Raw genomic sequence first — 14,903 nt, 5'->3', positions numbered from 1 at the left:
TGATCCAGTCGTCGATCAATGGCATCAAGACCTTTTCCGATACGGGTTCCTCGGTGGCCGCCACTATTGATGGCGACGGCAAGCTCAGCGTGGCATCAGCCCGTTATGGCTCCGTCTCCAATATTGCCATTTCGAATGGCACGGGCACGCCCATCGACGGCCTGTTCGGCGGCGCCACGCCAACCGTCGGCACTGACGTGGCCGGCACCATAGGCGGACAACCGGTCGTCGGGTCCGGCCAGAGTCTGACTGGGGCCGCCGGATCGCCAGCGGAAGGTTTGAAAGTAGAAATTACCGGCGGCACCATCGGTTCACGCGGCAATATTAGTTTTTCGCAAGGCTACGCTTATCAGCTGAACAATCTGGCCACGTCCTTTCTCGGCACGGGCGGCATGATCACCAGCCGCACCAAAGGCATCAACGACAGCATCACGCAAGTGGCCGAGCAACGCCAGCGTTTCTCGGACAAACTGAGCACGATCGAGGCGCGCTACCGCGCCCAGTATTCGCGCCTTGACGTGACTCTGAGCAGCCTGGCGACCACGCAATCATATTTGACCCAGCAGCTGGCCGCCATCGCCGCCAACCGTTAAGCCCAATCATCAGGAGAATTACATGTTTGGAACCCAACAACGCGGCGTCAACGCCTATGCCAAGGTCGGCCTGGAAACGGGCATCGTCTCGGCCTCGCCGCACAAGCTGATCGTGATGCTGTACGACGGCGCCCTGGTGGCCGTGCTCAGCGCGCAAGTGCACATGAAATCGGGCAATGTGCCGGAAAAAGGCAAGTCCATCTCGAAAGCCATCCAGATCATCGACAATGGCTTGCGCGCCAGCCTGGACAAGGACGCGGGCGGCGAGATCGCCGAAGGCCTCGACGCCCTGTATGAATACATGAGCGCGCGCCTGCTGATGGCCAACCTGAACAACGATATCAGCGTGCTGGAAGAAGTGCAGCGCCTGCTCACCGACTTGCGTGAAACCTGGAACGCCATTGGTTCCACCCCCGCCGCCATTCCCGGCGCCGATCTGAAACGTATGCCCAGCCTTGCGAGCGCCTGATCCATGATGACCCATCAAGAAGTCCTGACCACCTACGAAACCATGCAGTCCCTGACGGGCCGGATGGTGACCGCCGCCGGCAACGCCGACTGGGACGCGCTCGAAGCGCTGGAGCAGCAAGTCAGCGCGCATGTGGCCGCGCTGAAGGCGAATGAAGCAAAAATCGTGCTGGAAAGCGCCGGCCGCCAGCGCAAGGTCGCCCTGATCAAGCAGATCCTGGAAGACGACCGCAAGATCCGCGACCTGACCATGCCGTGGATGGCGCAACTGTCCAAGCTGATCAGCAGCACCGGCACCGAGCGGCGCCTGGTCAACGCCTACGGCGTCTAAACGCCCACGGGGCAAGGTCAGCTATCATGTTGCCGAAGATGGATGCGATCGGCATGACACCCTTGACCCCGGTCAAGGTCACGCGTCCGGCCGATGCCGTGGCCGACCCGCGCCAGGCGGAGTTCCAGCGCTCGCTGCAGGGACTGATCGGCAAATCCATGCAGGGACAGGTGCTGGCCCGCATGGGCGACGGCAGCTTCCTCGTGCGCGTGGCCGGCACGCCGGCCCGCATGCAGCTGCCGGCCGGCGCCCAGGCGGACACGGAAATCCCGCTGACCTTGATCGGCATCAATCCCCGCCCCTCTTTTCAAATCGGCAATAACCGCGACCAGCCCGCCGGCACCCTGCTGACGTATGCGGACGCGGAAGCCGAGCCCGAGGCAGCCGACCTGCGCGGCCCCCAGGCCGGCGCCGCCCAGGCCGGCACGCGCGCCAGCAGCACGGCCGCCACCCTGCTCAGCCGCGCACCGCTGACGCCGGCCAATCTGCTGCCCGCCCTGGCCGGCGACACGCCGGCGCCCGAACTGAGCACCACCGCGCGCGCCATCAGCAGCGTGCTCAGCCAGGCGGAAAGCGTGCCCGGCGCGCCCCTGGCGCTGGTCGGCAAGACGCCGCTGATGACCACGCCGGGCGCCAATCCCGCCCAGGTGGCGCAGAAACTGCAGGATGCCGTCGGCAGCAGCGGCCTGTTCTACGAATCGCACGTGGCCGAATGGGCCGAAGGCAAGCGGCCGCTGGCCTCGCTGCTGCTGGAGCCGCAAATGCAGAAGGCGGCACAGGGCGACATCCCAAGGACGGGCACCGACCTGGCATCGGCGCAACTGATCAATCTGCAGCTGCATACGCACGAACAGGCGCGCGTGCAGTGGCAAGGCGAAGCATGGCCCGGCCAGAAGATGCAGTGGGATATCAGCCGCGATGCGCCGGAGGGACAGCAGCACGAGGGCCGTGACGGAGACGAGGAAGCGACGGCCTGGCGCAGCAATGTGCGCTTCCAGTTCCCGCTGCTGGGCGACTTGGCGGCGCACGTGGTGTTGCAGGGCGGCAGCGTGGCCATACAGATGCAGGCCGGCAGCGAAGCCAGCGCCGACACCCTGCGCCAGCATGCGGCGCGCCTGGAAGCGTCGCTAGCCGCGGCCGGCTGGCCATTGTCATCGTTGACGATCGCCGGCAAGCCGCAGGCAGCGGCTGGAGAAGACGATGCTTGACGACACCAAGCGCAAGGTGCCGCAGACGGCCGTCGCCCTCGCCTACCAGAGCGGCACGCCGGCGCCCAAGGTGGTGGCCAAGGGCAGCGGCCTGATCGCGGATCAGATCATCAGCACGGCCCGCGAACACGGCGTCTTCGTGCATGAATCGAAGGAATTGGTGGCCTTGCTGATGGATGTCGACCTGGACCGCCAGATTCCGCCGGGCCTGTATCGGGCGATTGCGGAACTGCTGGCCTGGTTATATCATATTGAATCTGCGAATGGCGGGCCCATCCCGCCGCCGCCCGACACCAGCGTCAACCTCACCGATACATAGACAGGCATCAATGCAAGCACATATTATGGATTCCGGCCTCGAAAACTGGCACGATTTTGAAGTGGAATCGCGGCGGGAAATCATCGCCTTGTTGCGTGGCATCAGCGAAAAGAACCAGCTGATCCGCATGCTGATCCACGGTGAATCCGATGTGTGCGTCACTTCCATCCTGGAAGTCGATGCCGAACGCAATACCGTCATCCTCGACCGTTCCGTGAACGCCGACCAGAACCGGCGCATGGTGGCCGCCACGGGCATCTCGTTTGAAACCTCGCTCGACAAGATCCGCATCCTGTTTGCCAGCGCCCTGGTGGAAGAGTGCAACTACGGCGGCACGCCCGCCTTGAAAATTGCCATTCCAGAAACATTGATCCGCTTGCAGCGGCGCGAGTATTACCGCATGACGACGCCCGTGAGCAATCCCGTGCGCGTGGCGATTCCCCTGCCCCCCTCGCTGGGCGGCGCCGACACGCTGTTCCCGCTGGCCGACATCAGCTGCGGCGGCATCGCCATCCTCGACAATAAACTGATGCTGGGCGAGACCATCGGCAGGGACTATCCCGGCTGCCGCATCGACTTGCCCGACGTCGGCATCGTCACCGCAACTTTGCAAATTCGCAATTCGCTGGACATGACCCTGCTGAACAACAAGCTGAACCGCCGCCTGGGCTGCCAATTCGTCGACCTGCCGCGCAGCATGCTGGCGCACGTGCAGCGCTATATCACGCGCCTTGAACGAGAACGTAATGCGCGCATGGCGGGGCTGGGTTAATTCAATCTAGAGTCAAAGCTTAACGTTTCGCAAAAGCGTAGCGAGCGGCGATGATTTGCGGCCGAGACGCGCAGCTGTGCTATAGCACAGCGAGCATCGCAGGCCGCAAAGCGCGCCGCGCAGTAGCTTTGGCGATACGTTAAACCTGCATATTCATGATCTCATGATATGCCGACACTAATTTATTGCGCACCTGCACCGTCGCCTGGAATTCGATGCTCGACTTCTGCATCGACACCATCACGTCCGACAGGCTGACCTTTTCGTCGCCCATGGTAAAGCGCTGGCCCAGCGCCGACGAGGCCTTCTGCGCGCCGCTCACGGAGTCCAGCGCGCTCTTGAAGGCATCGGCAAAATTCACCTTCGCCGCCGGAGCCTCGGTCTGGATCGCCGGTATTTTCGCCTCCGGCCGCGTGGCCGCCGACTTCAGTTGCGCGATCATCGCCTCGATCCTGCTGCTATCGATACCGCCTGTTTTCACTTCGCCTCCCGATTCTGGTCTGCTGCATAACTGTTCCTTGCCTGTTGCACCCAGAGAACAAAACTCCAGCCTGCAAGGCAACGACGGGTACAATAACTTCCGTCACATGTTGCCAGGGTTCCACAATACCAGCGCCAACGCCAGCCGCTCGGCCGAGCAGGCGGCAAAAGCGCCTTCTATTTGGACGATTGAAGCGCGTGACAGTGGCGGATAATTCTGCATATCGCCCCTCCTCCAGTGGAAGCGGCCCCCACGCATTACCTAATATACGTATATACACGCGCCCCGGAAGGCAATCATGGCTGTAGCCGAAGAAATCGATGTGAACCGCATACCGCCGGAACCGGCGCCTGCCCGCTCGCCCGTGGAATCCGTGCAAGCCTTCGCCAAGACGCCGATGGGCAAGAATTTCCTGCGCGGCCTGGGCGTGGCGGCGCTGATCGCCATCGGCGTGGCCCTGTACATGTGGAACCAGCCGCCCGAGTACAAGGTGCTGTTTTCCAACTACACGGACCGCGACGGCGGCGCCATCACCGCATCGCTGGACCAGCTGGGCATCAAGCACAAGTTTTCCGAAGGCGGCGGCGCCATTCTCGTGCCGTCCGAGCAAGTCCACGACGCGCGCCTGAAGCTGGCGGCGCAAGGCTTGCCGAAGGGCGGCAACGTGGGCTTCGAGCTGATGGAAAACCAGAAGCTGGGCGTATCGCAATTCCTGGAACAGGTCAATTTCCAGCGCGCGCTCGAGGGCGAGCTGGCGAAATCGATCGAATCCGTGTCCGCCGTCGATACGGCCAGAGTCCACCTGGCCCTGCCCAAACCATCCGTCTTCGTGCGCGAACAGCAAAAACCGACGGCTTCGGTGCTGCTGAACCTGCATCCGGGCCGCGGCCTGGACCAGCTGCAGGTGAGCGCCATCGTGCACCTGGTGGCGTCCAGCGTGCCGGAATTGCTGCCGATCAATGTCACCGTGGTCGACCAGGCCGGCACCTTGCTGTCGAACCAGGAAAAGGATAAGGACCGCGCCAACGGCATCAAGAGCCTGGATCCGAACCAGCTGAAGTACGTGCAGCAATTGCAGCAAAGCGTGATCAAGCAGGTCGAATCGATCTTGCTGCCCATCGTCGGCGAAGGCAATGTGCGCGCCGAAGCGACGGCCGATGTTGATTTTTCGCAAAGCGAGCAGGCGGCCGAAACCTACAAGCCGAACTCGCCGCCGGAAGCGTCCACCATCCGCAGCCAGCAAACGAGCGAATCGACGGGCGCCGGCAATGCCAACCCGTCCGGCGTGCCGGGCGCGCTGTCGAACCAGCCGCCGGGCGTGGCCACGGCGCCATTGACGGCCGAGGCGCCGGGCGCCCCGGGCGGCGCGCCGACGGCGCCGACGCAAAAGGAATCGACGACGAATTACGAAGTCGACAAGACCGTGCGCTACGAACAGAAATCCATGGGCGGCCTGCGCCGCCTGTCGGTGGCCGTCGTCGTCAACTACCGCCGCAGCTTCGACAAGGATGGCAAGGTCACGGTCAAGCCGATTTCCCCTGCCGAAATGGTCCAGATCAATAATCTGGTCAAGGAAGCGATGGGCTACAACAAGGAACGCGGCGACAGCTTCAGCGTGGCCAACTCGCCGTTCGACGGCATCGACCGCGCGCCGGAAGGCAAGCTGGAGTGGTGGCGCGACCCGGCCAACTTGCCGCTGGCCAAGGAACTGGCAAAATTCCTCATCACGGCCCTGATCCTGCTGTATATCTTCATCAAGATCGTGCGCCCGATGCTGCGCCCCGTGATGCGCAAGATCGACGATTTCGGCGCCCCGCCGCCCGTCATCGAGCCGGAACTGGCCAAGGACGGCGAAGAAAACGAAGTCCTGCTCAGCGAAGCGGAGCTGGAAGAACTGGAAGAAGACACGGCGCGCGGCTACCGCGAAAACCTGGCGATGGCCCGGAAACTGGCGCAGGAAGACCCGCGCGTGGTGGCCAACGTCATCAAAGCATGGATAGGCAATAATGACTGAGACAACGGGACTGCAAAAAGCATCGATCCTGATGCTGGCACTGGGCGAGAGCGAAGCGGCCGAGGTGATGAAATTCCTCGGCCCGCGCGAAGTGCTGAAACTGGGCGCCGCCATGGCCACCATGAAGGGCATCGCGCACGAACAGGTGGTCGAGGTGCTCGGCGACTTCCGCGCGCAGACGGAACTCAATTCCACCGTCGGCCTCGATTCGGACGAATACATCCGACAAGTCCTCACCAAGGCGCTGGGCGACGACAAGGCGTCCGTGCTGCTGTCGCGCATACTGGGCGGCAAGGATGCGTCCGGCATCGAATCGCTGAAGTGGATGGATTCGCAATCCGTGTCCGAGCTGATCCGCAACGAGCACCCGCAGATCATCGCCACCATCCTGGTCCACCTGGAACGCGACCAGGCGTGCGAAATCCTCGGCCATTTCACGGACCGCCTGCGCAACGACGTGGTGCTGCGCATCGCCACCCTGGACGGCGTGCAGCCGGCCGCCTTGCGCGAACTCAACGACGTGCTGACGAAACTGCTGTCCGGTAACGAAAACATCAAGAAATCGTCGCTGGGCGGCGTGCGCGCGGCGGCCGAGATCCTGAACTTCATGAGCGGCGAGCAGGAAGGCTCCGTCATGGACAATATCAAGAATTACGACAATGACATGGCGCAAAAGATCATGGACGAAATGTTCGTGTTCGACAACGTGATCGATATCGACGACCGCGGCATCCAGCTGCTGCTGCGCGAAGTACAGTCGGAAATGCTGATCATCGCCCTGAAAGGCGCCTCGCAGGAACTGCGCGACAAGATCTTCAAGAACATGTCGCAGCGCGCCGGCGAGATGATGCGCGAAGACCTCGAGTCGAAAGGCCCCGTGCGCCTGTCGGAAGTGGAATCGCAGCAGAAACAGATCCTGCAGATCGTGCGCCGCCTGGCGGACGAGGGGCAGATTGTCTTAGGCGGAAAAGGCGAGGATTCGTTTGTCTAATCTGATTCCCAAAGAGCAGCAAACCGCCTACCAGCGCTGGGAAATGACCTCGTTTGGCGACGAGCGTCCCAGCGTGGTGGCGGCGCGCAAGCTGCTCGAACCGGAACCCGAGCCCGAGTTCGACCCATTTGCCGAGCTGCAAGAGGAAGAGCCGGCCCCGCCGCTCGAATACCCGACGCAGGAAGAACTCGACGCCATCCGCGAAGAGGCGCGTGCCACGGCCTTCGAGGAAGGCCGCGCGGCCGGCTATGCGGAAGGCCACGCGGCCGGACATGCCGATGGCCATGCGCAATCGTATGCGGAAGGCAAGGCGGCTTCCGCCATCGAGCTGGCGCACCTGCAGACCATCGCCGTCGACTTCGGCACGGCCGTGCACCAGGCCGACGAACTGATCGCCAATGACGTCATGGAGCTGGCCTTGCAGCTGGCCAAGGGCATGCTGAAGACGGCCTTGCCCGTGCGTCCCGAACTGATGCTGCCCGTGGTACGCGAAGCCATCGAATACTTGCCTGTGCTACAACAACCTGCCTTGCTGATGCTCAACCCGGAAGACGCGCAAGTCGTGCGCGACGGTATCGGCGATGAGCTCGACAAAGGTGGCTGGCGCGTCATCGAAGATCCGTCCGTGGAACGCGGCGGTTGCAAGATCGATACGGCCAGCAACCAGATCGACGCGCAGGCATCCACCCGCTGGCACCGCCTGACGCATGCGCTGGGCAAAGACCTGGACTGGCTGGCGCCGTGAGCGAGCCCGTCAAAGGCCCCACGGCCCATGCGGCGCGCTGGCGCGCCTACCTGAGCGACTGTTCGGCCGTGGTCGGCTTTGTCGAACCGATGCAGATTTCAGGCCGCGTCACGCGCGTGGCCGGCCTGGTGATGGAAGCGGTGGGCCTGCGCCTGGCCGTCGGCGCCGCCTGTACCGTGCCGCTGCCGAATGGCGGCCGGGTCGAGGCGGAAGTGGTGGGTTTTGAAGGCGACCGCCTGTTCCTGATGCCGCAAAGCGACGTCGAGGGCATCGTGCCCGGCACGCGCGTGTTTTCCGTCGAACCGGCCATCCCCCGCCCCGGCAGCGTGGCGCACCCGCGCCGCCGCCCCAGCGACCGCGCGCGCCACCTGCCCGTCGGACCGCAGCTGCTGGGCCGCGTGCTCGACGGCGCGGGCCGGCCGCTGGACCAGCTCGGTCCGCTGCACACGACGGACAGCGCCCCCATCAACGTGCGCCCCGCCAATCCCCTGGGCCGCGCGCCCATCGTCGACACGCTCGACGTGGGCGTGCGCTCGATCAACGCCATGCTGACCGTGGGCCGTGGCCAGCGCATGGGCCTGTTCGCCGGTTCCGGCGTGGGCAAGAGCGTGCTGCTGGGCATGATGGCCCGCTACACGGAGGCTGACGTCATCGTCGTCGGCCTGATCGGCGAACGGGGCCGCGAAGTCAAGGAATTCATCGAGCAAATCCTCGGCCCCGAAGGTCTGGCCCGTTCCGTCGTCGTGGCCGCGCCGGCCGACACGCCGCCGCTGATGCGCCTGCAAGGGGCCGCGTATGCGACGGCGATTGCCGAACATTTCCGCGACCAGGGGCAAAACGTGCTGCTGATCATGGATTCCCTGACCCGCTACGCCATGGCGCAGCGCGAAATCGCCCTGGCCATCGGCGAACCGCCCGCCACCAAGGGCTATCCGCCGTCCGTCTTCGCCAAGCTGCCCGTGCTGGTGGAACGGGCCGGCAATGGCGAGGAAGGCGGCGGCTCGATCACCGCGTTCTACACCGTGCTGACCGAGGGCGACGACCAGCAGGACCCGATCGCCGACTCGGCGCGCGCCATCCTGGACGGGCATATCGTGCTGAACCGGCGCCTGGCCGAGGCGGGCCACTACCCTGCCATCGACATCGAGCAATCGATTTCGCGCGCGGCCCACTCGATCACCACGCATGAACACCAGCAGCAGGCGCGCAAGCTGAAACAGCTGTATTCGCGCTACGAACGCAGCCGCGACCTGATCAGCGTGGGCGCCTACAGCGCCGGCACCGACCCCGTGCTGGACCAGGCCATCGCCCTGCATGAAAAGATCGAAGCGTTTTTACAGCAGCAAATCACGGAACGGGTCAGCATGGACGAGAGCTTGGGGCAACTTACCGCTCTATTCGACTGATTAGGACTTGCATAGCGGGAATATAATCAGCCATGGCTTCTCCTTCCCAACTTGCAACCCTGATCGACCTCGCCCAGCGCGAAACGGACGATTGCGCCAAGCGCCTGGGCGCGGCCCTGAAAGCGCTCGACGATTGCCGCCAGAAGCTCGACATGCTGTCCGGCTACCGCGACGACTATGCCAAGCGTTTCGAGACGAGCATGAGCAGCGGCATCACGCCCATGGCTTACCGCAACTTCCAGGCCTTCATGGTCAAGCTCGACAGCGCCATCCTGGGCCAGCAGCAAGTGGTCGAGCATGCGCAGGCGCGCAGCGAGAATGAAAAGATGCGCTGGCAGCTGGCCGAACGCAAGCGCATGTCGTACACCACCCTGAACAACCGGGCGCAGGAACAAGCGCTGAAGCTGGAAAACAAGCGCGACCAGAAAGCAATGGATGAGCACGCGGCGCGACAAGCCTATTACAAACGCTAAGCAACACTGAGGCAGCATCATGCAAACCCAGCCAATCCCGATTTCCCAGATCGTCTCGCCGAACGCCACGCCGGGCGCCGCCAACCGCAGCCAGCCGTCCACCAGCGGCACGGCGGGCGACTTCCAACGCACCCTGAACCGCCAGATCGAGCAGCGCCAGGCCAGCCGCAATACGGCGCAAGTCCAAGCGCCGGCGGCCCGTCCCGCCAGCCCTCCCGCCGCCGCGCCGTCCACCGCGGCCCAGGCGCCGGCGAACGAAGCGAAGCCGGCGCAAGCGGACACCGAACCGGCCGCCAACGGCGGCCAGCCGGCAGCGCCAGTTGCCGAGGCAGCCGCACAAGCGACCGGCGACAACGCGCCGGCCGAGGCCAGCGTCCCCGCCGAGACAGCACCGCCAGCCGATCCGGCCGCCGACATGCTGGCCCTCGTGGGCAGCATCCAGCTGGCCATCCAGCCGCCAGCGGCCAAGGCCGTGCCGGAACTGCCCGCGCGCGCCGGCGTCAAGGCCGACGGCAAGGGCCCGGCAAGCGGCCCCTTGCTGGCAGCCGGCCAGGGCAGCGGCAAGGCCATCGCCGCCGCGCCAGCGGACGACGGCGACTTTGCCGGCAGCCTGGGCCAGGCCCAAGGCAAGACAACAGCCACGCCAGGCGCCAGCGTCCCAAGCGGCAAGACCGAGCCGGGCAAGCTGGCCATCGACGCGCAACTGGCCGCCAGCGCCAAGGCGGGCGCCGCCGTGGCCGAACCGGTCATCAAGGAAACGCCTGCCGACCTGAGCCGCCTGGCGGCCCAGTTGCAGCCGGGTGCGCTGCAGCAGGCCGCGGCCGCCGTGGCCGTGCCGGCCGACAAGCTGACGGGCCGGGTCGGCTCGCCGGCCTGGGACCAGCAGCTGGGGCAGAAAGTCGTGTGGATGGCGGCCGGCGGCGACCAGAGCGCCACCCTGACCCTGAATCCGCCCGATCTGGGACCCGTGCAAGTGGTCTTGACGGTCACTAATGACCAGGCCGACGCGGCCTTCATGTCGGCCCAGCCGGAAGTACGCCAGGCGCTGGAAGCGGCCATGCCGCGCCTGCGCGAAATGATGAGCGAAGCGGGCATCGCCTTCGGCAGCGCCACCGTCTCGGCGGGCACGCCGGAACAGCAAAACAATGGAGAACGCGCCGCCCCCGGCGAACGCCGTGGCAATGGCCAGGGCGGCGGCGTTTCCGGTGGCGAGATCGCCATCGCGCCGGCGACCGGTACGCGCGGCCGGCCCAGCCTGAGTGCCGTGGATACTTTTGCCTGAAGACAATTCGTCGTCCGCAGGCCACAGGCGCGCCCCACGGCATAACTTTTCGTATAAAAACAGCGAGTTGAGGGCGCTTCCGCCCTCTTTTCACTGCATCCTTCTGCGCAGAATTTGCCGATAATGACATAATGGCGTCGTGATCCACTTCCATGCACCCGAGTACCATTGAAAGCAAATCCAAAAATGAAAGCAGATCCGAAAGCAGATGCAGGCCTGGCCCCCGCCGGCGCCTCGAAAAAGAAGCTTCTGATCATCGTGCTGGCCTCGGTGCTGGTGGCCGGCGGCCTTGGCGGCGGTGCCGCCTGGTACTTCCTGCATGGCAAGGCCGATAAGGAAGAAGCGGCGCCCAACAAGAAAAAACATGCCGCTTCCAAGGCAGGTCCGCCCGTTTTCGTGCCCGTCGATGCCTTCACCGTCAACTTGCAGCCGGAAAATGGCGAGCAATATCTGCAGATCGCGTTTACCCTGCAGGTGGCCAGTCCGGAAGAAATGGATACGATCAAGCTGAACATGCCGAAGGTGCGCAGCCGCTTGCTGTTGCTGCTGTCCGGCAAGAAGGCTTCCGAACTCAATACCGTGGAAGGCAAGCAGCAGCTGGCGGCCGAAATCATCAATCAGGTGAACCAGCCGTTCGAGGACAAAGGGCCGGAGCAGGACGTGACGGACGTATTATTTACCGCATTCATCATTCAATAAGCAGCCATGGCCGATAATTTCCTCTCCCAGGAAGAAGTCGATGCCCTTCTGAAGGGCGTCAACGGAGACCAGGACGACGCGCAGGCGCCGGAAGATGTCACGGGAGTTCGTACCTACAACCTGGCGACCCAGGAGCGCATCGTGCGCGGCCGGATGCCAACGTTGGAAATTATCAACGAGCGTTTCGCCCGGCTGCTGCGCGTGGGCCTGTTCAACTTCCTGCGCCGCAGCGCCGAAGTGTCGGTCGGTTCCGTGCGCGTCTCGAAATACAGCGAGTTCATCCGTAACCTGGTGGTGCCGACCAACCTGAACCTGGTACACATGAAGCCGCTGCGCGGCACGGCCCTGATGGTCTTCGATCCGGGCCTCGTGTTCCTGCTGGTCGACAATCTGTTCGGCGGCGACGGACGCTTTCATACGCGCGTCGAAGGGCGCGACTTTACGCAGACGGAGCAGCGCATCATCCTGCGCATCCTCGACATCGTCTTCGAGGCGTACACCAAGTCGTGGGAGCCGGTCTTCCCCGTCGAGTTCGAATATATCCGTTCAGAAATGAACACGCAGTTCGCCAACATCGCCACGCCGAACGAGGTTGTAGTCGCCTCCACGTTTACGGTGGAACTGGGCTCCGTTTCCGGACAGATTCACTTCTGCATGCCGTATTCGATGATCGAGCCGATCCGCGATTCGCTGACCTCGAGCCTGCAGGGCGAGGCGCTGGAAGTGGACAAGCGCTGGATCCGCCTGATGACGCAGCAGATCCAGATCGCCGAAGTCGAGCTGGTGGCTTCGCTGGGCACGGCGCGGGTGTCGTTCGACGAAATCCTGAACATGAAGGTGGGCGACATCATCCCCCTGAATATCCCCGAACTGATCGCCGCCACCGTCGACGGCGTGCCCGTGATGGATTGCACGTATGGCGTGTTGAACGGACAATATGCGCTCAAAGTCGAAAAGTTGCTGGCTAACGCCGACAATATGAATAACCATTAAGAAATACCCGGGCCGCGCTGCGGCCCGCATCTGTACAACAGGAGAAACACATGTCTGACAACCAAGACGACCAAAGCGCGGAAGACGATTGGGGCGCGGCCATTGCCGAGCAGGCCAAGGCGGAAGCCGAAGCGCTGCAGAACCAGGCCGCCAATACGGCCAGCGCGGCCAGCGCCGCCGTGTTCAAGGACTTTTCCAAGCAGGCATCGAAGTCGGAAACGCACAACGATATCGATTTCATCCTCGACATCCCGGTGCAGCTGACGGTCGAACTGGGCCGCACCAAGATCGCCATCAAGAACCTGCTGCAACTGGCGCAGGGTTCCGTGGTCGAGCTCGACGGCCTGGCCGGCGAACCGATGGACGTGCTGGTGAACGGCTGCCTGATCGCCCAGGGCGAAGTGGTGGTGGTCAATGACAAGTTCGGCATCCGCCTGACCGACATCATCACGCCTTCCGAACGCATCCGAAAATTGAATAAATGAAGCCTGGCCTGTTGATTTCCACTGTGCTGCCGCTGCTGGCGGCATGCAGCATTGCCCACGCGGAACCGGCAGCCGCATCGGCACCGGCGGCCAGCGCCGCCAGCGCTTCCGTCGCGGTAGCAAGCGAGACACCGCCTGTTGCCGCAGCAACGGTGCCGGCCACTTCGCCTGCCGCCGCCCTGCCCGCCATGCCCCCCGGCGCGCCCATGACGATGGCGCCGACAAGCTCGGCCGGCAGCCTGCTGCAAACCATCTTCGCGCTGGTGTTCGTGCTGGCCCTGCTGATCGGCCTGGCCTGGTTCATGAAACGCTATGGCCCCAAGGTCATGGGCGGCAACAGCAAGATGCGCGTCGTCAGCTCGCTCAACCTGGGCGGACGCGAACGCATCGTCCTCGTCGAAGTGGCCGACCAGTGGATCGTCGTCGGCGCCTCGCCCGGCAGGATCAACGCGCTGGCCACCATACCGCGTCAGGAAGGCGAATTGCCGCAACTGGCGACGGCGCAAAACGGCCCCGCGGCCGCCAATTTTTCCGAGTGGCTGAAACAGACCATCGAAAAACGCAATGGGAAATAAGCAGCAGATGGCGTGCTCCACCTTGAAGACTCCCCTGACCTGGCTGCTGGCGGCCGCCGCCCTGGCATTGCCGCTGTGGGCGCTGGCCGAACCGGGCATTCCTGCGTTCAACAGCACGCCGGCGCCGGGCGGCGGCCAGAATTACTCGCTGCCGGTGCAGACGCTCATCCTGATGACGTCGCTCACCTTCCTGCCGGCAGCCTTGCTGATGATGACCTGCTTTACGCGCATCATCATCGTGCTGTCCCTGCTGCGCCAGGCCATCGGCACGCAATCGGCGCCGCCGAACCAGGTGCTGGTGGGGCTGGCCCTGTTCCTGACCCTGTTCGTCATGGGGCCCGTGTTCGACAAGATCTATACGGATGCATATCAACCGTATCAGGAAAACAAGATCAGCATGCAGCAGGCGATGGACAAGGGTGTCGATCCCCTGAAAACCTTCATGCTCAAGCAGACGCGCCAGGCCGACCTGGCCCTGTTCGCCAAGATGTCGCGCTCGGCCGCCCTGCAAGGTCCGGAAGACGTGCCGCTGCGCATCCTCGTACCCGCCTTCGTCACCAGCGAACTGAAGACGGCGTTCCAGATCGGCTTTGCCATCTTCATCCCGTTCTTGATCATCGACATGGTGGTCGCCAGCGTGCTGATGTCGATGGGCATGATGATGATGTCGCCCGCCACGATCTCGCTGCCGTTCAAGCTGATGCTGTTCGTGCTGGTCGATGGCTGGCAGTTGCTGCTGGGCTCGCTGTCCCAGAGTTTTTACTAGGGGAATTACGATGACACCCGAAAGCGTCATGACCCTGGGCCGCCATGCGATGGAAATCACGCTGATGGTGGCCGCGCCCATGCTGCTGGTCGCCCTCATCATCGGCTTGATCGTGAGTATTTTCCAGGCGGCCACGCAGATCAACGAGGCGACCCTGTCCTTCATTCCCAAGCTGGTCGGCATCTTCGTCGCCATCGTCGTGGCCGGTCCATGGATGCTGTCCGTCATGCTCGACTACATGCGCCAGGTATTCACCGGCATCCCGAACCTGGTCGGCTAGGCATGGTGCCGCGGCATACGCC

The 14,903-nt window shown here is 63.7% G+C and carries 19 protein-coding genes; 18 read left to right on the top strand and 1 reads right to left on the bottom strand.

Going from position 1 to position 14,903, the window contains the following annotated elements; all coding sequences use genetic code 11:
- From fliD to AC0V2Y_RS21730, 6 genes are all read left to right on the top strand, one after another.
- Positions 1-593 (top strand): flagellar filament capping protein FliD (gene fliD, locus AC0V2Y_RS21755; protein WP_475416604.1); only part of this gene is annotated, 593 nt, incomplete at its 5' end.
- A gap of 22 nt (positions 594-615) precedes the next feature.
- Positions 616-1,062, top strand: a complete 447-nt coding sequence (fliS, locus tag AC0V2Y_RS21750) for a flagellar export chaperone FliS (protein ID WP_475416605.1) — start codon at positions 616-618, stop codon at positions 1,060-1,062.
- 3 nt (positions 1,063-1,065) lie between these two features.
- Positions 1,066-1,392 carry a flagellar protein FliT gene (locus AC0V2Y_RS21745; RefSeq protein ID WP_475416606.1) on the top strand — a complete coding sequence of 109 codons (327 nt, stop codon included), beginning with the start codon at positions 1,066-1,068 and terminating at the stop codon, positions 1,390-1,392.
- A 26-nt stretch (positions 1,393-1,418) separates the two neighbouring features.
- Positions 1,419-2,600 (top strand): flagellar hook-length control protein FliK, encoded by a 1,182-nt coding sequence (gene fliK / locus AC0V2Y_RS21740; protein ID WP_475418159.1) that lies wholly within the window; start codon positions 1,419-1,421, stop codon positions 2,598-2,600.
- Positions 2,593-2,919 carry an EscU/YscU/HrcU family type III secretion system export apparatus switch protein gene (locus AC0V2Y_RS21735; RefSeq protein WP_035821344.1) on the top strand — a complete coding sequence of 109 codons (327 nt, stop codon included), beginning with the start codon at positions 2,593-2,595 and terminating at the stop codon, positions 2,917-2,919. Before fliK ends, AC0V2Y_RS21735 begins: the two co-directional genes overlap by 8 nt.
- A gap of 25 nt (positions 2,920-2,944) precedes the next feature.
- Positions 2,945-3,691, top strand: coding sequence for a flagellar brake protein (locus AC0V2Y_RS21730; RefSeq protein ID WP_475416608.1), 747 nt, complete (start codon positions 2,945-2,947; stop codon positions 3,689-3,691).
- A gap of 139 nt (positions 3,692-3,830) precedes the next feature.
- Here the strand turns inward: AC0V2Y_RS21730 and fliE are convergent, their stop codons facing one another.
- Positions 3,831-4,133: a flagellar hook-basal body complex protein FliE gene (gene fliE, locus AC0V2Y_RS21725; protein ID WP_474295863.1), complete on the bottom strand. Its 303-nt coding sequence runs from the start codon at positions 4,131-4,133 to the stop codon at positions 3,831-3,833.
- A gap of 337 nt (positions 4,134-4,470) precedes the next feature.
- Here fliE and fliF point away from each other — a divergent pair, with 337 nt between their 5' ends.
- The 12 genes from fliF to fliQ all read left to right on the top strand — a co-directional run bounded on the left by fliF (position 4,471) and on the right by fliQ (position 14,881).
- Positions 4,471-6,186: a flagellar basal-body MS-ring/collar protein FliF gene (gene fliF / locus AC0V2Y_RS21720; protein ID WP_058049019.1), complete on the top strand. Its 1,716-nt coding sequence runs from the start codon at positions 4,471-4,473 to the stop codon at positions 6,184-6,186.
- The gene (fliG, locus tag AC0V2Y_RS21715; RefSeq protein WP_034754023.1) at positions 6,179-7,177 is read left to right on the top strand and encodes a flagellar motor switch protein FliG; all 999 of its coding nucleotides are present in this window, start codon (positions 6,179-6,181) and stop codon (positions 7,175-7,177) included. Before fliF ends, fliG begins: the two co-directional genes overlap by 8 nt.
- A gap of 43 nt (positions 7,178-7,220) precedes the next feature.
- The gene (locus AC0V2Y_RS21710; RefSeq protein ID WP_475416627.1) at positions 7,221-7,922 is read left to right on the top strand and encodes a flagellar assembly protein FliH; all 702 of its coding nucleotides are present in this window, start codon (positions 7,221-7,223) and stop codon (positions 7,920-7,922) included.
- Positions 7,923-8,011: 89 nt separating this feature from the next.
- Entirely contained in the window at positions 8,012-9,328 is a 1,317-nt protein-coding gene (gene fliI, locus AC0V2Y_RS21705; RefSeq protein WP_227742184.1) for a flagellar protein export ATPase FliI, read from the top strand.
- Between the two features lie 32 nt (positions 9,329-9,360).
- Complete coding sequence (gene fliJ / locus AC0V2Y_RS21700; protein ID WP_230539667.1) at positions 9,361-9,801, top strand: flagellar export protein FliJ; 441 nt, start codon at positions 9,361-9,363, stop codon at positions 9,799-9,801.
- A gap of 19 nt (positions 9,802-9,820) precedes the next feature.
- A complete protein-coding gene (locus tag AC0V2Y_RS21695) occupies positions 9,821-11,083 on the top strand; it encodes a flagellar hook-length control protein FliK (protein ID WP_475416609.1) in 1,263 nt (420 codons plus the stop codon).
- A 186-nt stretch (positions 11,084-11,269) separates the two neighbouring features.
- A complete protein-coding gene (gene fliL / locus AC0V2Y_RS21690; protein ID WP_475416610.1) occupies positions 11,270-11,782 on the top strand; it encodes a flagellar basal body-associated protein FliL in 513 nt (170 codons plus the stop codon).
- 6 nt (positions 11,783-11,788) lie between these two features.
- Positions 11,789-12,775 (top strand): flagellar motor switch protein FliM, encoded by a 987-nt coding sequence (gene fliM / locus AC0V2Y_RS21685; protein WP_034754035.1) that lies wholly within the window; start codon positions 11,789-11,791, stop codon positions 12,773-12,775.
- 50 nt (positions 12,776-12,825) lie between these two features.
- The gene (gene fliN / locus AC0V2Y_RS21680; RefSeq protein WP_034754038.1) at positions 12,826-13,260 is read left to right on the top strand and encodes a flagellar motor switch protein FliN; all 435 of its coding nucleotides are present in this window, start codon (positions 12,826-12,828) and stop codon (positions 13,258-13,260) included.
- Positions 13,257-13,835 carry a flagellar biosynthetic protein FliO gene (gene fliO / locus AC0V2Y_RS21675; RefSeq protein ID WP_475416611.1) on the top strand — a complete coding sequence of 193 codons (579 nt, stop codon included), beginning with the start codon at positions 13,257-13,259 and terminating at the stop codon, positions 13,833-13,835. Before fliN ends, fliO begins: the two co-directional genes overlap by 4 nt.
- Before the next feature lie 7 nt (positions 13,836-13,842).
- A complete protein-coding gene (gene fliP / locus AC0V2Y_RS21670) occupies positions 13,843-14,601 on the top strand; it encodes a flagellar type III secretion system pore protein FliP (RefSeq protein ID WP_475416628.1) in 759 nt (252 codons plus the stop codon).
- A gap of 10 nt (positions 14,602-14,611) precedes the next feature.
- Complete coding sequence (fliQ, locus tag AC0V2Y_RS21665; RefSeq protein WP_034754044.1) at positions 14,612-14,881, top strand: flagellar biosynthesis protein FliQ; 270 nt, start codon at positions 14,612-14,614, stop codon at positions 14,879-14,881.
- Positions 14,882-14,903 lie beyond the last annotated feature (22 nt).

The organism is Janthinobacterium sp. BHSEK (assembly GCF_056174685.1).
This window is presented reverse-complemented; position numbering and strand designations above follow the sequence as displayed.